The organism is Paracoccus alkanivorans (assembly GCF_003697785.1).
In the GTDB taxonomy this organism is placed as follows: Bacteria; Pseudomonadota; Alphaproteobacteria; order Rhodobacterales; family Rhodobacteraceae; genus Paracoccus; species Paracoccus alkanivorans.
This window is the reverse complement of sequence record NZ_QOKZ01000004.1, coordinates 403,947-423,785: the sequence shown is the minus strand read 5'-3', so window position 1 is coordinate 423,785 and position 19,839 is coordinate 403,947. Positions and strand designations below refer to the sequence as shown.

The 19,839-nt window shown below is 62.1% G+C and carries 16 protein-coding genes and 1 tRNA gene; 10 read left to right on the top strand and 7 right to left on the bottom strand.

Annotation, left to right across the window (positions count from 1 at the left end):
* Window positions 1-53: 53 nt before the first annotated feature.
* Complete coding sequence (gene arsJ, locus C9E81_RS13220; RefSeq protein ID WP_243698652.1) at window positions 54-1,238, top strand: organoarsenical effux MFS transporter ArsJ; 1,185 nt, start codon at window positions 54-56, stop codon at window positions 1,236-1,238.
* 59 nt (window positions 1,239-1,297) lie between these two features.
* On the opposite strand, the gene C9E81_RS13215 is transcribed toward arsJ, so the two are convergent.
* From C9E81_RS13215 to C9E81_RS13190, 6 genes are read right to left on the bottom strand one after another with little or no spacing between them, the layout of a single operon-like run.
* Window positions 1,298-1,984 carry a response regulator gene (locus C9E81_RS13215; RefSeq protein ID WP_122112811.1) on the bottom strand — a complete coding sequence of 229 codons (687 nt, stop codon included), beginning with the start codon at window positions 1,982-1,984 and terminating at the stop codon, window positions 1,298-1,300.
* Window positions 1,975-4,662 (bottom strand): sensor histidine kinase, encoded by a 2,688-nt coding sequence (locus tag C9E81_RS13210; protein ID WP_122112810.1) that lies wholly within the window; start codon window positions 4,660-4,662, stop codon window positions 1,975-1,977. The genes C9E81_RS13215 and C9E81_RS13210 overlap by 10 nt, the downstream gene beginning before the upstream one ends.
* Before the next feature lie 3 nt (window positions 4,663-4,665).
* A complete protein-coding gene (gene kdpC, locus C9E81_RS13205; protein WP_122112867.1) occupies window positions 4,666-5,247 on the bottom strand; it encodes a potassium-transporting ATPase subunit KdpC in 582 nt (193 codons plus the stop codon).
* 12 nt (window positions 5,248-5,259) lie between these two features.
* Window positions 5,260-7,284 carry a potassium-transporting ATPase subunit KdpB gene (gene kdpB, locus C9E81_RS13200; RefSeq protein WP_122112809.1) on the bottom strand — a complete coding sequence of 675 codons (2,025 nt, stop codon included), beginning with the start codon at window positions 7,282-7,284 and terminating at the stop codon, window positions 5,260-5,262.
* 60 nt (window positions 7,285-7,344) lie between these two features.
* Complete coding sequence (gene kdpA, locus C9E81_RS13195; protein WP_122112808.1) at window positions 7,345-9,030, bottom strand: potassium-transporting ATPase subunit KdpA; 1,686 nt, start codon at window positions 9,028-9,030, stop codon at window positions 7,345-7,347.
* 10 nt (window positions 9,031-9,040) lie between these two features.
* Complete coding sequence (locus tag C9E81_RS13190) at window positions 9,041-9,130, bottom strand: K(+)-transporting ATPase subunit F (protein ID WP_208021168.1); 90 nt, start codon at window positions 9,128-9,130, stop codon at window positions 9,041-9,043.
* Window positions 9,131-9,665: 535 nt separating this feature from the next.
* Between C9E81_RS13190 and C9E81_RS13185 the strand changes: the two genes are divergently transcribed.
* From C9E81_RS13185 to C9E81_RS13145, 9 genes are all read left to right on the top strand, one after another.
* The gene (locus C9E81_RS13185) at window positions 9,666-11,603 is read left to right on the top strand and encodes an SLC13 family permease (protein WP_122112806.1); all 1,938 of its coding nucleotides are present in this window, start codon (window positions 9,666-9,668) and stop codon (window positions 11,601-11,603) included.
* A 162-nt stretch (window positions 11,604-11,765) separates the two neighbouring features.
* On the top strand, window positions 11,766-12,218 hold the full coding sequence (locus tag C9E81_RS13180) for a GAF domain-containing protein (protein WP_122112805.1): 453 nt from the start codon (window positions 11,766-11,768) through the stop codon (window positions 12,216-12,218).
* The gene (locus tag C9E81_RS13175; protein WP_122112804.1) at window positions 12,208-12,588 is read left to right on the top strand and encodes a GFA family protein; all 381 of its coding nucleotides are present in this window, start codon (window positions 12,208-12,210) and stop codon (window positions 12,586-12,588) included. The genes C9E81_RS13180 and C9E81_RS13175 overlap by 11 nt, the downstream gene beginning before the upstream one ends.
* Window positions 12,585-13,211: a LysE family translocator gene (locus tag C9E81_RS13170; RefSeq protein WP_122112803.1), complete on the top strand. Its 627-nt coding sequence runs from the start codon at window positions 12,585-12,587 to the stop codon at window positions 13,209-13,211. The genes C9E81_RS13175 and C9E81_RS13170 overlap by 4 nt, the downstream gene beginning before the upstream one ends.
* The gene (locus C9E81_RS13165) at window positions 13,208-13,855 is read left to right on the top strand and encodes a pseudouridine synthase (protein ID WP_122112802.1); all 648 of its coding nucleotides are present in this window, start codon (window positions 13,208-13,210) and stop codon (window positions 13,853-13,855) included. The genes C9E81_RS13170 and C9E81_RS13165 overlap by 4 nt, the downstream gene beginning before the upstream one ends.
* Before the next feature lie 570 nt (window positions 13,856-14,425).
* Window positions 14,426-15,574 (top strand): phosphoserine transaminase, encoded by a 1,149-nt coding sequence (locus tag C9E81_RS13160; RefSeq protein ID WP_122112801.1) that lies wholly within the window; start codon window positions 14,426-14,428, stop codon window positions 15,572-15,574.
* 129 nt (window positions 15,575-15,703) lie between these two features.
* Window positions 15,704-17,293 carry a phosphoglycerate dehydrogenase gene (gene serA / locus C9E81_RS13155; RefSeq protein ID WP_166461906.1) on the top strand — a complete coding sequence of 530 codons (1,590 nt, stop codon included), beginning with the start codon at window positions 15,704-15,706 and terminating at the stop codon, window positions 17,291-17,293.
* A gap of 68 nt (window positions 17,294-17,361) precedes the next feature.
* Window positions 17,362-18,090, top strand: a complete 729-nt coding sequence (locus tag C9E81_RS13150) for a metallophosphoesterase (protein WP_122112799.1) — start codon at window positions 17,362-17,364, stop codon at window positions 18,088-18,090.
* A gap of 164 nt (window positions 18,091-18,254) precedes the next feature.
* A tRNA-Thr gene (locus tag C9E81_RS13145) sits at window positions 18,255-18,330 on the top strand.
* Between the two features lie 581 nt (window positions 18,331-18,911).
* Here the strand turns inward: C9E81_RS13145 and C9E81_RS13140 are convergent.
* On the bottom strand, window positions 18,912-19,580 hold the full coding sequence (locus C9E81_RS13140) for a DUF1236 domain-containing protein (protein WP_166461905.1): 669 nt from the start codon (window positions 19,578-19,580) through the stop codon (window positions 18,912-18,914).
* Between the last annotated feature and the right edge of the window lie 259 nt (window positions 19,581-19,839).

Here is a 19,839-nt window from a genome sequence, read left to right as displayed (position 1 = left end):
GGCCCGAGGGGCTTGCCGCCTATATCACCGTGACCGCCGCCTACTGGGCCTTCATGCTGACCGATGGCGCCTTGCGGATGCTGGTGCTGCTGCATTTCCATACGCTCGGCTTCTCGCCGGTGCAGTTGGCCTATCTGTTCCTGCTTTACGAAGTAGCGGGTATCGTCACCAATCTTTCGGCGGGCTGGATCGCCGCGCGTTTCGGCCTGCCCTCGACGCTTTACGCGGGGCTGGGCATCCAGGTGCTGGCGCTTCTCGCGCTGGCGGCGCTTGATCCGGGCTGGAGCCTCTGGGCCTCGGTCGTCTATGTTATGGCGGTGCAAGGCGCTTCAGGCGTGGCCAAGGATCTTGCCAAGATGAGCGCGAAAAGCGCCGTCAAGCTGCTTGCCCCCTCGGGCGAGGGCGGGTTGTTCCGATGGGTGGCGCTGCTGACCGGCTCCAAGAACGCGGTGAAGGGGGCGGGCTTTCTGCTAGGGGCGGTGCTGCTGGCCGTTCTGGGCTTCGTACCCGCAATCCTGTCGATGGCGGCGGTTTTGGCGCTGATCCTGCTTGCGGTGCTGCTGAAGATGCCCGCAGGGCTGCCGCAGGGCAGGAAGGGTGCAAAGTTCCGCGAAGTGTTCTCGAAGGACCCGAACATCAACCGCCTGTCGGCGGCCCGTCTGTTCCTGTTCGGCGCCCGCGATGTCTGGTTCGTCGTTGGCATCCCGATCTATTTCTACGCGGTCCTGTCCGACGGGTCGGAGGAAGGCAACCGTGCCGCCTTCTTCATGATCGGCACGTTCATGGCGGTCTGGACGATCCTTTACGGGACGGTGCAGGCCGCAGCGCCGCGCCTGCTGGGCGCTTCGAAACGCCCGCAAGCCGAACTGATCCGGGAGGCTCGGCGATGGGCCGGATTCCTGCTTCTCATCCCGGCGTGTCTGGCCGTCCTGATATGGATCGCGGGCACGCCCGGCATGGGGCTCACGGCAGCGATCGTGATCGGCCTGCTGGTCTTTGGCGCGATCTTCGCGGTCAATTCATCGTTGCATTCCTACCTGATCCTCGCATTCTCCAAGTCTGAACGTGTCACGATGGATGTGGGCTTTTATTACATGGCCAATGCCGCGGGCCGCCTGCTTGGCACGCTGCTGTCGGGGATCAGCTACCAGCTTGGCGGGCTCCCGCTCTGTCTCGGCACCGCTGCCTTGCTGATCGCTCTCAGTTGGGTTGGCGCGGCGCGGCTGCAGCCGGAATGATCGCGCCCGACCGGCGTAAGAAGATCACCTGCCAGATGAAAGCCTTTGCTTTCCATAGGCTATTTGTCTGCCAGCCTGTATCCGATGCCGGGCTCGGTGAATATCCATCGCGGATTCGCCGCATCGTCGCCCAGCTTGCCGCGCAAATGCCGGATATAGACCCGCAGATACTGACTGTCCTCCGTGTGCGCCGGTCCCCAGATCGCCTTGAGGATCATGTCATGCGTCACCAGCCGCCCGGCATGCGAGGCAAGCAGCCATAGCAGGTCGAACTCTTTCCGGGTCAGATTCAGGTTTTGCCCTTCCAGGGTGGCGCGGTGCTCCGCAATATCGATCTGTAGCGGGCCGAGCGTCAGGGTTGCGGGCGCGGCCTCGCGCGTATAATCGCGTAGCAGGCCGCGCAGCCGGGCAAGCAGTTCTCCGGTCGAGAACGGCTTTGTCACATAATCCTGTGCGCCTGCATCCAGTGCCGCGATCTTGCCCGCGTCGTCGCTTCGTACCGACAGGACCAAAACGGGCAGATGCGACCATTCGCGCAGCTTCCCGATGACCGTGATTCCATCGGCATCCGGCAAGCCCAGATCGAGGATCATCGCCGCCGGTGCCTCCCTTGCTGCCACGGCAACCGCCTCATGCGCCGTTGCCGCCTCGGAAACGATGTAACCCTCTGTTTCCAGTGCAACCCGTAGAAAACGCCGGATCGGAGTCTCGTCGTCGACGATGAGGATGCGTGAGGTCACGAGCAGGTCTCCGGGTTCGACAGTGGCAGTTCCATCACGATGCGCGTTCCCCGGCCGTCATCACGGGTAGGTTCCGCATGGATCTCTCCCCCATGGGCTTCGACAATTCCACGGCAGATAGCAAGTCCAAGGCCGGTCCCGGCCTGCCCGCCATCACCCTGCTCTGCCCGCCAGAACATGTCGAAAACCCGACCCGCCGCGCCGGCAGGCAGGCCTGGACCGTCATCCTCGATTGACAGGATCGCATGGGCGCGCTGGATTTCTGCAGCTATCCGGATGGGTGTGGCTGGTGCGGAATATTTCGCCGCATTGTCGAAAATGTTGACCAGGACCTGTTCCATCAGCACCGGATCGACATGGACCGGAGCCATATCCTCGGGCATTTGCACGCTTATCGGGTGAGTGCGCAGTGGTCCGCGCAGCCGATGGCGTGCCATGCCGACAAGCTCGCGCAGATCGGAAGGGATGGCGTTCGGCCTTAGCGCGCCATGGCCCAACCGCGTCATGTCCAGCAGGTTCTGGATATAGCGGTCAAGCCGTTCGCCTTCTTCCCGCACGGTTTCGATCAGGCTACGCTGCCCCTCCTTTGTGAGACCGGGATGCTCCAACCCCTCCGCCGCACCGAGGATCGAGACCAGTGGCGTTCGCAGGTCGTGGCTGACCGAGGACAGGAGCGCCGAGCGCAGCCGCTCGGCTTCTGAGACCACGCGTGTCTGCGCCAGATCCTCGGTCAGCCGAATGCGTTCAAGCGCCAGCGCAACCTGATCGGCAAGCGCCTCCAGAAGCCGCCGATCGCTATGGGCGGTCTGCTGCCCGTCCGGAAAGGATATCCCGAGAACGCCGATACGCCTATCCGAGGCGCTGAGCGGCAGAAACAGCCATCGGGAAGCCGGCAATGTGCCCGATCCGTGGCCCGCCGCTTCGCCATAGGTGAAGCAGTAGCGTGCGGCGGACATCTCGCGATCCGCCAGCCTGTCTTCGGGTGGAAATGCGCCGACAATGGAAAGTCCGGAGGTTTCCTTGGGAACCAGCAGAACCGATTGGCAGTTCAGGACGGTTGCCACGTGGCTGACAGCGGCCCAGACCACATCGTCGAAAGATGCCGCCGCTGCCGCCCGGCGCGAGAATTCGTAAAGCTTGCCGGTTCGTTCGGCGATCGCACGTTGAGCTATCGCCCGATCGCGAAGGCGCGCTGCAAGATTGCCCGTCAGGATCGATGCGGCAAAAAAAAGAACCAGTGTCAGAAGCTGGCCCTGATCCCAGATCCGGAACGTATGCACCGGGGTCGTGAACAGGAAGTTGTAGGCCAGGAAACTCAATCCTGCCGTGACGATGGACGGTCCCCTTCCGAAACGAGCAGCCATGGCGACGACCGTCGTCATGTAAAGAAGCGACAGGCTGAGCACGGGAATGAAAAGCTCGGCTGCCTTGGCCAGAAATGTCGTTCCCGCCACGGCAAGCAGCACGATTCCCAGCATCCGCAGCATGTCCTGCATCGGAGGCGGCTTCGGGCGCAGCCGCTGCCTTGCGGGGCGTTCGTCATCGGTGACCAGGGTCAGTTCGAATTTGGTCGCCCATCTTACCAGGCCCGAGACCAGCAATTCATGCTGCGTTGGTGCAAAGTGGCACAGCAGCGGATTGCGTTTTGGTGGGCGCGGCACGACGATCCGGCGGATGTTCAACCGCTCGGCAAAGCCGACTACCTCCTCGGCCGGGTTCCGCTCCGCCTGCTGGATCGTTACTTCGGCCCCAAGCCTCTCGGCCAGCCGGAGCGCATCGGCCCGGCCTTCCATAACAGTGCCGGTCCGGATCTCGTCGCGGACGCTGGTCAGCGCCACCGCGAACCATTCGACCCGTGCGCGGTCTGCCGAGCGCTTGCCGATCCGCACCGCGTCGCGCCCCACTGTTCCTTCCGGCAACACGACAAGGATGCGCTCCTGCGTCGGCCAGGGTCCGGCTATGGCATTGGCTGCCATATGCTGTTTGAGCTCCGCGTCTACCCGGTCGGCGGCCGTGCGCATCGCCAGTTCGCGCAGGGCGGTCAGGTTGCCCTTGGCGAAGAAATTCGCCACCGCCCGCGCCGCCTGGTCCTGGACATAGACCTTGCCCGCGCGCAGCCGTTCCAGCAACTCGTCCGGCGGAAGATCGATCAGTTCGATCTCGTCGGCCATCTCGAGGACGCGGTCGGGAACCGTTTCGCGCACCCGTATCCCGGTGATGCGTGCAACGGTGTCGTTCAGTGTCTCGACATGCTGCACGTTCAAGGTGGTGTAAACGTCGATCCCGGCAGAGAGCACCTCTTCGACATCCTGCCAGCGTTTCTCGTGGCGATTGCCCGACAGGTTGGAATGAGCCAATTCATCGATCAGCGCCAGATCCGGCTTGGCCGCGATCAGCCCCTCCAGATCCATTTCATGGAGGATGCGCCCGTGGTGATAGAAGGGCTGGCGGGGCAACACCCTGAGTTCCCGCAACATGGACTCGGTTTCGGCCCGGCCATGGGTTTCAACCACGCCCGCCAACACATCCTCGCCATTGGCCGAGCGCCTTTGCGCGGCCTGTAGCATCGCATATGTCTTGCCGACACCCGGCGCTGCGCCCAGAAATATTTTCAGCTTTCCCCGTCCCTCGCGGCTGGCTTCCTTCAGCAATGCGTCGGGTTCGGGGCGGGGCGCGTCGGACATTCGTCACTCCATCGGCGCGGATTGCGCGGGAAGCTCTGCGTCGAGAGCAAGATTGGTCATCAGCACATTGACGCGCGGCTGGCCGTAGATCCCCAATAACGGATTTTGTATATGCGCGTCGATGACCGCAAGCACCTGTGCGGGATCGGCGCCGCGCGCCTCGGCGATGCGCCGGGCCTGCCCGCGCGCGTTCTGCGGCGAGATGTCGGGATCGAGACCTGAAGCGGATGCCGTGACCGCATCGATCGGAGCGATGCCGCCATTCCCGGTTTCCCAGGCATCGCGACGCGCCTTGACGCTTTCGCGAAGCTCGGAAGAGGTCGGCCCCAGATTGGAGGCGCCCGAGGCCGCCGTGTCGTAATCCACCACCGAAGGGCGCGGATGCAGGTAGGCAGGCTGCGTGAAGTCCTGCCCGATCAGGGCGGAACCTATCGGCACGCCATCGTCCCGCGCGATCAGGCTTCCGGTTGCGGATCGGGGCGCGATGACCGACGCGATCCCGGTCATGGCGAGGGGATAGGCCAGTCCGGTCAGCAGCAGCATAGCGGCGATCATCACGCATGCCGGGCGGATTTGGGTAAGCATGGTCATGGCTCCTTATACGAGGCCAAGGGCGGTCACGGCCATATCGATGGCCTTGATGCCCAGGAAAGGCACGATCAGCCCGCCAAGGCCGTAGATTGTCAGATTGCGGCGCAGCAAGGCAGCGGCGCTTGCCGGCGTGTATTTGACCCCGTGCAAGGCCAGCGGAATCAGCGCAAAGATGACCAGCGCGTTGAAGATCACCGCCGACAGCAGCGCGCTTTGCGGAGAGGACAGTCCCATGACGTTCAGGATGCCAAGCCCCGGAAAACCCGCGACGAAGATCGCGGGAAGGATGGCGAAATACTTCGCGACGTCATTGGCAATGGAAAAGGTTGTCAGCGCCCCGCGCGAGATCAGCAATTGCTTGCCCACCATGACCACCTCGATCAGCTTGGTTGGATCGCTGTCGAGATCGATCAGGTTCGCGGCCTCCTTGGCGGCGGGCGTGCCCAGGTTCATCGCCACCCCGACATCCGCCTGCGCCAGCGCCGGCGCGTCGTTCGAGCCGTCACCGCACATGGCGACAAGCCGTCCGCCTTCCTGTTCCTTGCGGATATAATCCAGTTTCATCTCGGGCGTGGCCTCGGCCAGGAAATCGTCCACCCCGGCCTCGGCGGCGATGGCCGCGGCCGTCAGGGGGTTGTCTCCGGTAATCATCACGGTGCGAATGCCCATCGCCCTGAGTTCGGCAAAACGTTCGCGCATACCGGGCTTGATCACGTCCTTCAGATGGATCGCCCCCAGGATGCGGTCGTTTTCCGCCACTAGGAGCGGCGTGCCACCAGAGCGGGCGATTTCATCGACCTTTGCACGCAGCGCCGGGTCTGCTGCGGCTCCGGCGAAAGCCTCGACCGCATCGGCTGCACCCTTGCGCAGGCGGGTGCCGGAAAAATCCACCCCGGAAAGCCGTGTCTGGGCAGAGAAGGCGACGGGTTCCGCACCGGGCTCGGGCTGCCGTTCCATCGGGCCGATCAGCTTTTCGGCCAGTTCGACGATGGATTTTCCCTCGGGCGTCTCGTCGGCAAGCGAGGCAAGGAATGCCGCCTGCGCAAGCTGCCTTTCGCTGATCCCCCGGGCGGGCAGGAAGGCATCGGCCATCCGGTTGCCGAAGGTGATGGTTCCGGTCTTGTCGAGCAGCAGCGTGTCGACATCGCCCGCCGCTTCGACCGCGCGGCCCGACTTGGCGATTACATTCGCGCGGACGAGGCGATCCATCCCGGCGATCCCGATGGCAGAGAGCAGGCCACCGATCGTCGTCGGGATCAGCGTAACGAAAAGCGCGGCCAGCGTGACCACGGGAATCACGATCCCGGAATAGCGGGCGAAGGGTTCGAGCGTGACCACGACCAGCAAAAAGATCAGGGTCAGGCCCGCCAGCAGGATGTTCAGGGCGATCTCGTTCGGTGTCTTCTGCCGCTCCGCGCCCTCGACCATCGAGATCATGCGGTCGAGGAAACTCTTGCCCGGCTCGGCCACGATCCTGATGATCAGGCTGTCGGATACGATCCGTGTGCCGCCGGTGACGCTCGATCTGTCGCCGCCGCTCTCGCGGATCACCGGGGCGCTTTCCCCGGTGATCGCGCTCTCATCGACAGAGGCGACGCCGCGAATGACCTCTGCATCCGTAGGGATAAGATCACCGGCCTCGACCAGGACGAGTTGCCCCTTGCGCAGCGACGAAGAGGCGATTTCCTTCGGCGAGGCGTCATCCTCGCTTGCAAGCAGCTTGACCATGGTCTCTGCCTTGGTGGCGCGCAGGCTGTCTGCCCGCGCCTTGCCCCGCCCCTCGGCCAATGCCTCGGCAAAATTCGCGAACAGCACGCAGACCCAGAGCCAGAAGGCGATTTGCAGGCTGACAGCGGCATCATCCGCACCAAGGGCGGCGTCGCGCAGGGCCAGAAGGGTGGTCATCGCGGCCACGATAGCGGTCACGAAGATCACGGCATTCCCCATCAACTGCCTGGGGTCGAGCTTGGTAAAGGCGGCTTTCAGTGCCGCCATGTAAAGCCCCTTGGGGGCAAGTTCGCTGCGGGACATCTGTCTTGTCCTTGAATTGGGAAATCGCACCGCGGCCACGGATGCAGGCCGCGGCATGGATCAATAGCCTTGCCCGGCGATCAGGGCCGTATGTTCGGCAATGGGGCCAAGGGCGAGGACCGGAAAGAATGTCAGCGCGCCGAAAATCGCCACCGTGACGATCAGAAGCGTCACGAAAAGCGGCCCATGCGTGGGGAAGGTCCCGGCGGTGGACGGGCTTTGCTGCTTGGCGATCAGCGATCCGGCGATGGCCAGCATCGGCACGATAATAGCATAGCGGCCCAGCAGCATCGCAAGGCCAAGCGCGGTGGTCTGCCAGGGTTCGGCCGCGCCCCAGCCCGCGAATGCAGAGCCGTTATTGCCGACTGCCGAGGAATAGGCATAGAGGATCTCGCTCAGCCCATGCGGTCCGGCATCCTGCACCGATTGCAGCGCCATCGGCACCGTGGCCGAAACCGCGCCGCCGACAAGGATACCCAACGGCATCGACAGAAAGGCCAGTATCGCAAGCGTGACCTCGCGCCCCTCGATCTTGCGGCCCAGATATTCGGGCGAGCGCCCGACCATCAGCCCGGCCAGGAACACGGCCAGCACGACATAAAGCAGCATCCCGTAGAACCCGGCCCCGACGCCGCCGAAGATTACCTCGCCGATCTGCATGTTGACCAGCGTGACAAGGCCGGATAGCGGCATGAAACTGTCATGCATCGCGTTGACCGAGCCGTTGGAGGCGGCGGTCGTGGCCTCGGCCCAGAGCGCCGACAGGGCGGCGCCGAAGCGGACCTCCTTGCCCTCCATGTTAGGACCGGCGCCCAGCAACGGATTGCCTCCGGTTTCGCCCAGATGGATGACCGTCAGCCCCAGCACGAACATTGCCGACATGGCGGCAAAGATCGCCCAGCCCTGCCGCCCGTCCTTCGCCATCCGGCCGAACAGGAAACAGAAGGAGACCGGGATCAGCAGGATCGCCAGCGTCTGGAACATGTTCGAGACTATGGTCGGGTTCTCGAACGGATGGGCCGAGTTCACGCCGAAGAAACCGCCGCCATTGGTGCCCAGTTGCTTGATGGCGATCTGGCTGGCCGCCGGACCGCGCGCGATCACCTGATCGGCGCCTTCAAGCGTCGTGACATGGGCGGCGCCCAGCAATGTCTGGGGCATACCCTGAAGGATCAGGATCAACCCCAGTATGACCGAAAGCGGTAGCAGGACATAAAGGACCGAGCGAGTCATGTCGCACCAGAAATTGCCCAGTCCACTGTCCTTCGTCCCGGTAAAGCCGCGGATCACGGCGACCGCCACCGCCATGCCTGTCGCCGCAGAGACGAAATTCTGCAGCGTCAGCCCGGCCATCTGGGAAAGATAGGAAAGCTGGACCTCGCCGGAATAGGCCTGCCAGTTGGTATTCGTGACAAAGCTGACCGCCGTATTGAAAGCCAGATCCGGAGACATCGCGCCGATCCCGTCCGGGTTCAGCGGCAGCAGACCCTGCAGCCTGAGAATGGCATAGAGCAGGCCGAATCCGGCAAGGTTGAAGCCCAGCACAGCCATCGCATAGCCCCGCCAGCCTTGCGAAGCGCCGGATCGAATTCCTGCGAGGCTGTAAAACCCCTTTTCAACCGGCGCAAGCAAGGGCGAGAGCAGGTTCCGCTCTTCCGCATAGACGCGGATCATATGGGCGGCGAGCAGATAGCCGCCCCCGGTCAGGACGGCGGCGTAAAGGATATATCCGATCAGATCGGTCATCGCCGCCTCCTCAGAAACGTCCCGGGCGCGTCAGCGCCAGGATCAGAAAGATGAAAACCCCCGCCGCGACGGCGAGGCCAAGAACGAGATCCAGCATCACGTCCTCACAATCGGTCGATCAGGCGGGTTGTCGCGGCAAAGGCGGCGAAGCAGCCGATGCCAAGCGCCAGGTAAATCAGATCAGCCATAATCCAGCTCCTGCATTTTCAATCGCAGCAGCCATCGCGCGAACCCGCGTTAAGGCGATATGTGAGTTTTCGGGGTGGCGTGTTAAAAACGCGTAAAAATGACCGTCGCGGTTCTCTACTGTTGAAGCGATGATTATCATTTCCGGGGATTATAGACGGCTCGACGCAGAGAACACCGGATTGCCACGCTGATATCGGAGCGAGAACCGGCTTTGGGCCGGCTTTTCGCGATGCCCGCTTGGGCAGGACCGAAAACCTTATCAAACAACGCGAAAGAAGCCTGCGAGCCCATCCGACATCGGCGCTTGCATCACCGCAAGCCAGCCGCATAACATCAGGCGAATGACGAGCCCCATTCTTTGTTAATTTGCGCCGCGAGATGGGATAATTGCTCTGACGACGGGCAGCACTCTCGCGGTCGTGCTGAATGACCAGTTCCGGAGGCTGATGCACGGCGTGCGCTGCACGCTCACTGCTCTTGAGAGGCCCGATGAACGTGAGGCAAGTCTATCTCCATCTTCGGCGATCAGGTTCGGAATATCCGGAGTCGAGCTATCCCGTCAGGGGCGCCAGGTGCACCCGGTATGCCGCAGGCGGGAACCTATGACCTTCGATCAGGCCGCTATCAGCGCGATCCTCGTTTGTACGCTGGTATTGTTCGTGTGGGGACGCTGGCGCTATGATGTCGTTGCCATGCTCTCGCTCATGGCGGGTGTCGGGTTCGGTCTCATCGATCCGGATGACGCCTTCAGCGGCTTTGGCAATGCGGCGGTTGTCACTGTGGCCGCTGTTCTGGCCATCAGCCATGCGCTTGGCCGGTCGGGCGTCATCGATCTGGTCGGTGATCGCGTCATGGCTCTTACAAGCAATCCTTCCGGACAGCGGGCCAGCCTGTGCCTCCTCGGTGCCGTTCTGTCCGGCTTCATGAATAATGTCGGTGCGCTGGCACTGTTGATGCCCGTGGCGATATCTGCCGCGAAGGCGTCCGGGTATTCGTCGTCCCGGCTGCTGATGCCACTGTCTTTTTCCACGTTGCTTGGCGGTATGCTGACATTGATCGGGACTCCGCCGAATCTGCTGATCTCCCAGTTTCGGGAGCAGACCCTTGGCGAGCGTTTCAGCATGTTCGATTTCACACCGGTCGGCCTGGCCGTGGCCCTGGTCGGCGTCGCTTTCGTCGTCATGATCGGCTGGCGCCTGATTCCCAAGGACCGGAAAGGCAGGGCAGCGGAACAGGAGAGTTTCGAGGTCACCGATTACATTACCGAACTGCGCGTTGGCGAAGAGAGCGCGATCATCGGCAAGACGGTCGTTGAACTCGAGCGGGAATCGGATGACGCTATCATCGTTGTCGGCATCCTGCGCAACGAGCGCCGGCTGATCGGTCGCCTGCTATACGAGTCAGTCAAAGCCGGTGACGTGCTCATGGTGCAGAGCGACTCCGACACTCTTCAGAAGCTCGTCAAAGCACAGGGGCTGGAACTTGCGGAACGCCCGCCCGAGAGCGAGGCCGAGGAGCACCCCGTCACCGGAGATCTGATTGTCGCCGAAGCCGTGATAACTCCGGTTTCATGGGTCCAGGGCCGGACCGCGGCGACCCTTGATCTGCGGCGCCATTGGCAGGTCAATCTGCTTGCCCTGTCCCGGCAGGGTCGCCCGGTCAATGGCCGGTTGCGCGATGTCCGTCTCGTGGCCGGTGATGTATTGCTGCTCGAGGGCGATGAGAATGACCTCAATGAGGTTATCGCAAATCTGGGTGCGCTGCCGCTCGCAAACAGGAAGCTTGCATTTGAACCTCGCCGGATTCTGGCTCCGGTATTGCTTTTCGCCGCCGCCATCGCCGCCACCTCGTTCGGCCTCGTCTCGTCTTCGATCGCCTTTACCGCTACGGTGGTGGCACTGGTGCTTGTTAACGCGCTACGTCCGGGCGAGGTGCACGAGGCGATCGACGGTTCCGTGATCGTCTTGCTTGCCGCGATGATCCCTTTCGGCCAGGCTCTTCAGGACACCGGCACGGCGCAACTCATCGCCGACGGGGTTGTCGTGCTCGCCGGCACGCTGCCGCCACTCGCGCTTCTCGGTATCGTCCTCGTTGTTACCATGGCAGCAACGCCGGTTCTCAATAATGCGGCAACGGTGGTAATCATGGCGCCGATCGCGCTTGCGATCGCCGACAGAACCGGCGTAAGTCCCGATCCCTTCCTGATCGCCGTCGCCGTAGGCGCCTCCTGTGATTTCCTGACCCCGTTCGGTCACCACAACAACACGATCATCATGGGACCGGGCGGTTACCGCTTCACCGACTTTGCCCGGATGGGCGCCCCGCTGGAGGCATTGGTGATCGTGGTTGCCCTCGTCGTTATTCCGATCGTATGGCCGTTCTGACGCTCATCCCAACGATCGGAGCGAGGGGTATCGTTCAATTGTGGCAAATGCCCAAGCCGAGCTTATTGCGAAGCTGTCCGGCGATCACGAGGCCTGCTGTATTTGCCGCAAAGATGAAATGCGCAGGCTTCTCGCCGCCGATCAGCTATCGTAAGAGGGAGCATGAGCAATTACGATGCATTGCACGCGCGGATTCGCGCGCTTACCGATGGCGAGACTGACGAGGTCGCGCTGATGGCCACATTGGCCTGCGAGATCCATCATTCGGACGAACGTTTCGACTGGACCGGTTTTTACCGGGTGGTCGCACCCGAACTGCTGAAGATCGGGCCCTACCAGGGCGGGCATGGCTGCCTGGTCATTCCGTTTTCGCGAGGGGTCTGCGGGGCGGCTGCGCGAACCGGCGAGGTGCAGATCGTCGCCGATGTCGATGCGTTCCCCGGCCATATCGCATGCGCCAGTTCAACCCGGTCCGAGATCGTGCTGCCGGTTTTCGGCAAGGAGAGGCGGCTGCTTGGGGTTCTGGACATCGACAGCGATCGTCCCGATGCTTTCGACGCCGAGGATGCCACGAGGCTGGCGGCGATACTGGAGGAGGTGTTTGATGGGATCTGAATTTACGGGGCATTGCCTTTGCGGCGCGGTCCGTTTTAGCGGGCAGTGGGAATTGGCCGAGTACAGCGCCTGTCATTGTGGTCAATGCCGTCGCTGGTCCGGGCATTTCTGGGCCGGGGCGGAGGCCAGTGACCTTTCGGTCGAGGGGCCGGTAAAATGGTATCGCTCTTCTGAAGAGGCTGAGCGCGGCTTTTGCCCGGAATGCGGCAGCAGCCTGTTCTGGCGGCGGATCGGGGCCGACAGGGTCGCGGTCGGGCCGGGGGCGGTGGATGAGCCCACGGGATTGCGGCTGGCCGGGCATATCTTCGTGGCCGACAAGGGGGATAGCTACGAGATCGCCGATGGCCTGCCGCAAGAGGCAAGAGAATGATCTGGGACACGCTGGCCAATATTCCGGCGGCCCAGCTCATGACCTTTGTCCTGGGCGGGTTGGTGCTGAATTTCGCGCCCGGTCAGGACGTGTTCTTTGCCAGCGCCTGCGGAATCCAGGGCGGGCCAAGGGCGGGAATGCTGGCCGGCCTGGGCGTGGGCCTTGGCGTGTCGATGCATCTGACCATGGCAACCGTGGGGCTGGGGGCCATCGTCGCGGCCCATCCCGAAGCCTTGCTGGCGATCAAATACGCGGGCGCGGCCTATCTGCTATGGCTGGCCTATAAAAGCTGGACCGCCGGACCCGTCGATCCGTCGGCTCGTGGCAGCGTGAGAGTGTGGAACATCATCCGGCGCGGCTTTCTGTCGAATGCGCTGAACCCCAAGCCGGTTCTGTTCCTGCTGGCTTTCCTGCCGCAATTCACGAACCCGGCATGGGGACCGATCTGGCAGCAGGTGCTGGGGCTGGGGCTGATCTTTACGGCAACCGGCACGATCGTCACGATGGGTTACGGTGTCGTCGGCGGGCTGGCCGGGCAGGTCATCGGGCGGCGTCTCGGGCTGGTCAACAGGATCGCCGCGGTGATGTATGCGGGGCTTGCAATGCGCCTTGTGGCAAAATGAATTTCACCTATGCGCCGCCGCCAGATCCGCCCGAGCTGATCCATGCCGATCACGAGATATTGGTGGTCAACAAGCCTGCGGGATTGCTGTCGGTGCCGGGGCGGGGGGCAGAAAAGGCCGATTGCCTGATCGGGCGGCTGCGCGCGGCATTTCCGACCGTGCTGCTGGTGCATCGGCTGGACCTGGATACCTCAGGCGTGATGATCTTTGGACTGACGCCGCATGCGCAGCGGAACCTGTCGAAGCAATTCGAAGAGCGGCAGGTGAAAAAAACCTATATCGCCCGCGTTATGGGACGGCTGGAGCCAAAGGCAGGACGGATCGATCTGCCGCTGATCGTGGACTGGCCGAACCGGCCCCGGCAGAAGGTCGATCATGCCGAGGGGCGCGCGGCGCAAACCGACTGGCGGGTGGTGCGTGCGAACGATGCGGAAACGCGGGTAAGGCTGTTCCCGCTGACCGGGCGGAGCCATCAGTTGCGGGTGCATATGGCCGAGATCGGCCATCCGATTCTTGGCGACCCGCTTTATGCGACCGGAGAGGCGGCGGACCATCCCCGGTTGATGCTGCATGCCGAAAGCCTGCGCATCAGGCATCCCGAGAGCGGAATTCAGCAGAGCTTCAATGCGCCCGCGCCGTTTTGATGTCGCTTTGAATAATGTGCATCAATTTGAATTCATATGATACTTGTATGGTGCTGCTCGACTTCCTGTAGGGTTTCGGTGAAAACCCGGAAGTTTCAGAACTGCCGATGAGACAGGGAGGCCTGTCGATAGAGAGAGTGATCCACCGCGTCTGTAGCTGTGTGCACTGGTCAAACTGGCTGCGCCGACTGGCCCGGCACTTTTGCAGGCGGGGGTAAACCGGCTTTCCATTTCCAGTACAGGAGCATCCGCGGAGCCCATTTTGCCGATTTTGTTGCCTCGCCCATACCTGCATCGCTCGGCGTTAAAGCATTTCCAGTGAAAGTGGATACCGTTTCGGCAGAAAAACAGTCCCCCGGACTGTTTTTCGATCCTGCCTCAATGCGTCCGGAAATGCGTAAAAACAAAAACTTACATCGTTTGTATGTTTCAGCGGAAAACCGAAACGATGTAGGCGCCGCGAACCTGCATGGTGAGACTTTTCTGTTGCAGTATTTTCGGGGCTTGGGTATGTCCCGCAGCGGGACACCCCTCCCCAACGAGGGGCTTTTAGCTGGAAGGCTGAGTTACATGACCGATCATCCGATCCCGGCCACGCGGCCGGTTAATCCGCGTTTTTCCTCTGGCCCCTGTGCCAAGTTCCCCGAATATGATCTGAACCTGCTGGCGGATGCCCCGCTTGGCCGTTCGCATCGTGCTGCTGTCGGCAAGGCGAAGCTGGCCGAGGCGATTGATCTGACCCGCGAGGTGCTGGGCGTGCCAGCCGATTACCGGATCGGCATCGTGCCGGCCTCGGATACCGGCGCGGTCGAGATGGCAATGTGGACCATGTTGGGCGAACGCCCGGTCGAGATGCTGGCATGGGAAAGCTTTGGCGAGGGCTGGGTGACCGATGCGGTCAAGCAGCTCAAGCTGGATGCGACCGTGCGCAAGGCCGATTACGGCCGGATCGTGGATTTCACGCAGGTCGATTTTTCGCGCGATGTTGTGTTCACCTGGAACGGCACGACCTCGGGCGTGCGGGTACCGAATGGCGATGCGATCCCGGCGGATCGCAGCGGGCTGACGATCTGCGATGCGACCAGTGCGGCCTTCGCCATGGAACTGCCCTGGGACAAGCTGGATGTGGTGACCTTCAGTTGGCAGAAGGTGCTGGGCGGCGAGGCTGCGCATGGCATGCTGATCCTGTCGCCCCGTGCCGTCGAGCGGCTGGAAAACTTCACGCCGGACCGCCCCTTACCGAAGATTTTCCGGCTGACCAAGGGAGGCAAGCTGAACGAAGGTATCTTCCGGGGCGAGACGATCAACACCCCCTCGATGCTGGCGGTCGAGGATTACCTTGCCGCGCTGAAATGGGCGCAGGGGATCGGCGGGCTGCAAGGGCTGATCGCCCGCGCCGATGCCAATGCCGCCGCCATTCGCGACTTCATCGCCGACAAGGACTGGATCGCCGATCTGGCCGAAGACCCGGCAACGGCATCGACGACCTCCGTATGCCTCAAGTTCACCGATCCCGCGATCAGGGATGGCGCCGGTTTCGCCAAGGCCGTGGCGAAACGGCTGGAGAAGGAAGGCGTGGCACTGGATGCGGGGGCATATCGCGATGCGCCTCCGGGCCTGCGGATCTGGTGTGGCTCGACGGTCGAGGCTGCCGATGTTGCGGCGCTGATGCCGTGGATCGAATGGGCTTATCGTGTGGAGCTGGCGACGCAGGGCTGATCAGCGTCCCGCGATTGCCGGAGAGGGCTGTCTGCCCTCCCCGGACCCCTCCCGAAGGTATTTGCACAAAGAAGAAGATGCGACCGGCCAAGGAAACACGCGGCGCATCAGCTCAAGAGGATGACAGACATGCCGAAGGTTCTTGTGTCCGACAAGCTGTCGGAAACCGCCGTCCAGATTTTCCGCGATCGCGGGGTCGAGGTGGACTACATGCCCGATCTGGGCAAGGACAAGGAGAAGCTGGCCGAGGTGATCGGGCAATATGACGGGCTCGCCATCCGCTCGGCCACCAAGGTCACGGAAAAGCTGCTGGAGCGTGCGGCCAATCTGAAGGTCGTAGGGCGCGCCGGGATCGGGGTCGACAATGTCGATATTCCCGCGGCGTCGAAAAAGGGCGTGATCGTGATGAATACGCCCTTCGGCAACAGCGTGACCACGGCGGAGCATGCGATTGCCATGATGTTCGCGGTGGCGCGGCAACTGCCCGAGGCGAGCGTTTCGACCCATGCCGGGAAATGGGAGAAGAGCCGTTTCATGGGCGTCGAGCTGTTCAACAAGACACTTGGCGTGATCGGCGCGGGCAATATCGGCTCGATCGTGATCGACCGGGCTCTGGGGCTGCATATGAAAGTGCTGGCCTATGATCCCTTCCTGTCCGAGGATCGTGCGAGGGAGATGGGCGTCACCAAGGTCGAACTGGACGATCTGCTGGCGCGGGCCGATTTCATCACCTTCCACGTGCCACTCACCGAAAAGACCCGCAATATCCTGTCGCGCGAGGCCATCGCCAGGCTGAAGCCGGGCGTGCGGGTCATCAACTGTGCGCGTGGCGGGCTGGTCGACGAGGAGGCATTGGCCGAGGCGCTGAAGGACGGCCGGGTCGCCGGGGCGGCCTTTGACGTCTTCGCGGTCGAACCGGCCACCGAGAGTCCGCTCTTCAACCTGCCGAATGTCGTGGTGACGCCGCATCTGGGCGCATCGACCACCGAGGCGCAGGAAAATGTCGCCCTGCAGGTCGCCGAGCAGATGTCCGATTACCTGCTGACCGGCGCCGTGCAGAACGCGCTGAACATGCCCTCGGTGACCGCCGAGGAGGCTGCCGTCATGGGGCCGTGGATCAAGCTGGCGGGCCATCTGGGCGCCTTTGTAGGGCAGATGACCGATGAACCGATCAAGGCGATCAATGTGCTTTACGATGGCTGCGTCTCGGAAATGAACCTGAATGCGCTGAACGCTTCGGTGATCGCCGGGGTGATGAAGGCGACGAACCCGGATGTGAACACGGTTTCCGCACCGGTTATCGCCAAGGAGCGCGGCGTCCAGGTCTCGACAACCCGGCAGGACAAGGGCGGCGTGTTCGAGGGCTATATCAAGCTGACGGTCGTGACCGACAAGCGCGAACGTTCCATCGCGGGCACCGTGTTCAGCGATGGCAAGCCGCGCTTCATCCAGATCCGCGGGATCAATGTCGATGCGGAGATCGGCGAGCATATGCTCTATACGCGCAACAGGGATGTGCCGGGTGTGATCGGCGCGCTTGGGGCGACGCTTGGCGATCTTGGTGTGAATATCGCCAATTTCACCCTTGGCCGTTCGGCGACAGGCGAGGACGCCATCGCGATCCTCTATCTGGACGAGGCGATCAGCGACGAGGCGTTGGCTGCACTGCAGAATACCGGTAAGTTCCTGCAGGCGCGCAGGCTGCAATTCGAGGTCTGAACGTTCCGGAACGCCGCCTCCAGGGGCGGCGTGACATTCTTTGACAGCCAAAACCGCCGGGAGGCCGCATGCGACTTTATGCGATCGGTGACATTCACGGTCAGCTGACGCTGCTGAAAGAGGCGCATGCGCGAATCATGCGCGATGGTGGGCAGGATGCGCTGATTGTCCATGTCGGCGACCTGATCGATCGTGGACCGGATTCCCGCGGTGTCGTGGAATACCTGTTGCGAGGGCAGCGGGATGGCCGGCCCTGGGTCGTGACGCGGGGCAATCACGATCGTTTCCTGCCCAACTTCCTGCGCGATCCCCATTGGATCGATCCCGGGCTAAGCGCGCCGGAGCATTGGGTGGATCATCCGGGGCTGGGGGCGGATGCGACGCTTGCCTCTTACGGCGTGAATTCCGCATTGCCGCGAGACCGGCTGCATGCCGAAGCCCTGCGCGCAGTGCCTTCCGCACATGCGGAGTTCCTGTCCTCGTTGCCGCTGTGGTTCCTGCATCCCCTCGCGTTGGTCGTTCATGCGGGAATAAGGCCGGGCATCGATCTGCAGGATCAGGCCGAACTCGACCTGGTCTGGATTCGCAGGGGCTTTCTGGAAAGCGAGGCGAATCACGGTCCGCTGATCGTTCATGGCCACACGGCGATCGGCAGCGCGACCCATTACGGGAATCGCCTGAATGTCGACGGCGGTGCGGCCTATGGTCGGCCGCTATGCGCTGTCGTTATCGAGCCGGGAAGCGTCAACCTGCTGACCGATGACGGGCGCGAGCCATTGCTTCCCCAGAAGCCATGATCACGCAGTGATTGGGGCAACGCGGTCAAGATGCCCGGTCCGTGAACTCCACACGGACCAGATGCCGGCCGCAGATGCATGAAAACCTGAATCGGGGGCGATTATTGACATTGTTCCTCTTTCCCCTCCCGCAGGAACCTGCTATTCGGCCCGCCATAACAGGCGCCGGTGTAGCTCAGCTGGTAGAGCACGTCATTCGTAATGATGGGGTCGGGGGTTCGAGTCCCTTCACCGGCACCAGTAAATTTCCCTAGATTTCACTACGTTGCAGGAAAACATGGGGAATTTCTGGTATCTGCCCGTCTGTGATTTCTGCTTTTCTTGCCATTTCCGCGCTGTTCGACCGTGACAGGGCGGCGCGGTCGCAAGCTGGCACATCGCTGCCTTTTAACGACTGCACCGCATCCCCCTATCTGGGCTTGAAGCGGGCTATCGGCCTAGCATTCGCCTGCTGCAACTTATCTTGTCACAGCCTGAAAGATTTTTTGGCGAGCTACACTGGAATCGGAACGGAAATGTAAATGAACTGTAAAACGCGGCTTCCGTAAGCCAGAAGTGAATTTTTCAGTGCTTTGCTTTATCTGGATAAAAATGGTCTGGGCGAGAGGATTCGAACCTCCTACCTGCGATACCAAAAATCGTGCATGCAGGGCAGGGGCATGAGGAGGTGTGGGTCGAAGAAGAATGGAAGCCCTTCTATCAGCCTGATTACCTGAAGACGGTCGAATAGGCGCCTCCTTCCATCATCGAATCTTTTCCTCAAGGTAACGAAAGGCGATGCGATCTGCGCACCGCCTATGGAGATCACCAGGAAAGAACGTTTAGCGATATATATATACGATCTGGCGGTCGTACGGGTTCACCAGCACCGTTTGCCCGTTGATGTCCGTGTAGCGGTAGGAGGGGTGCTCTGGGATATCGTAAAGCGGAACCGTCTCTGGCAGGACCGTGCCCGGTGCGACCTGAACGTTCGTCGGCACGGTTTCAACTCTGTGGGTGGTCACGTAGCTGTGGATTTCGGGGGCCGGCTCTTCCGTTGCTACGGCACCGGACGTGCCGCCAAGCGTCGCACCCGCAACGGCGCCAACCGGGCCGCCGATGATCGCGCCCATCGCGGCACCGGCGACGCTTCCGACCGCGGCGTTCTGGCCACCATTCGAACGGGGAGTGGATTTTTCGATCACCGTTACCTCGACTTGATCGGGCTCAGGAGTGATCGACTGAAAGCCGTTGCTCGAACTGGCGGTCAAGTACTTGCCGTAAGCCCAACCGGTTTGACCGTCCCGGGCAACTTCGCACCAGTTGACGCTGTCGATGCAGCCGCGGACTACAACCTCGGCCCCGCTTTTTATACTGCCCGTTACCGCATGCTGAACACCGGGGCCAGAACGGATGTTTACATCGGTATCGGCGGTGGCCAAGGTTTGGGCATGAAGCGCGCCGGCCATTGCCGTCGCGGCGAGAGAGGCGGTTATGAATACAAGGCGCATGCTTCGCTCCTTTGGTGATGAATTTTCCGGTTCGTCGTTCCGGATCGGTATTATGGAACGCGCGGCGCGGCTGAATGTTTCAGAATGCCCGGTCACATTCGCGTGCCAAGGGATTCGCCGAGACCGACCGCAAACACAAGTTCTGGTGGTTCTCGCATGAATCATGCATAGTTTTATCAACATATTGTTTTTATGGATACGACGTTTCCCTTCACCGGCACCAACGCCCCCCGGATCAGGACCGCAACGGGCGGTGAGC

Coding starts and splice junctions, on each gene's coding strand:
- arsJ (WP_243698652.1), top strand. CDS start 54: ATGCTGACCGATGGCGCCTTGCGGATGCTGGTGCTGCTGCATTTCCAT.
- C9E81_RS13210 (WP_122112810.1), bottom strand. CDS start 4,662: ATGTCCGACGCGCCCCGCCCCGAACCCGACGCATTGCTGAAGGAAGCC.
- kdpC (WP_122112867.1), bottom strand. CDS start 5,247: ATGCTTACCCAAATCCGCCCGGCATGCGTGATGATCGCCGCTATGCTG.
- kdpB (WP_122112809.1), bottom strand. CDS start 7,284: ATGTCCCGCAGCGAACTTGCCCCCAAGGGGCTTTACATGGCGGCACTG.
- kdpA (WP_122112808.1), bottom strand. CDS start 9,030: ATGACCGATCTGATCGGATATATCCTTTACGCCGCCGTCCTGACCGGG.
- C9E81_RS13185 (WP_122112806.1), top strand. CDS start 9,666: ATGCACGGCGTGCGCTGCACGCTCACTGCTCTTGAGAGGCCCGATGAA.
- C9E81_RS13180 (WP_122112805.1), top strand. CDS start 11,766: ATGAGCAATTACGATGCATTGCACGCGCGGATTCGCGCGCTTACCGAT.
- C9E81_RS13175 (WP_122112804.1), top strand. CDS start 12,208: ATGGGATCTGAATTTACGGGGCATTGCCTTTGCGGCGCGGTCCGTTTT.
- C9E81_RS13170 (WP_122112803.1), top strand. CDS start 12,585: ATGATCTGGGACACGCTGGCCAATATTCCGGCGGCCCAGCTCATGACC.
- C9E81_RS13165 (WP_122112802.1), top strand. CDS start 13,208: ATGAATTTCACCTATGCGCCGCCGCCAGATCCGCCCGAGCTGATCCAT.
- C9E81_RS13160 (WP_122112801.1), top strand. CDS start 14,426: ATGACCGATCATCCGATCCCGGCCACGCGGCCGGTTAATCCGCGTTTT.
- serA (WP_166461906.1), top strand. CDS start 15,704: ATGCCGAAGGTTCTTGTGTCCGACAAGCTGTCGGAAACCGCCGTCCAG.
- C9E81_RS13150 (WP_122112799.1), top strand. CDS start 17,362: ATGCGACTTTATGCGATCGGTGACATTCACGGTCAGCTGACGCTGCTG.
- C9E81_RS13140 (WP_166461905.1), bottom strand. CDS start 19,580: ATGCGCCTTGTATTCATAACCGCCTCTCTCGCCGCGACGGCAATGGCC.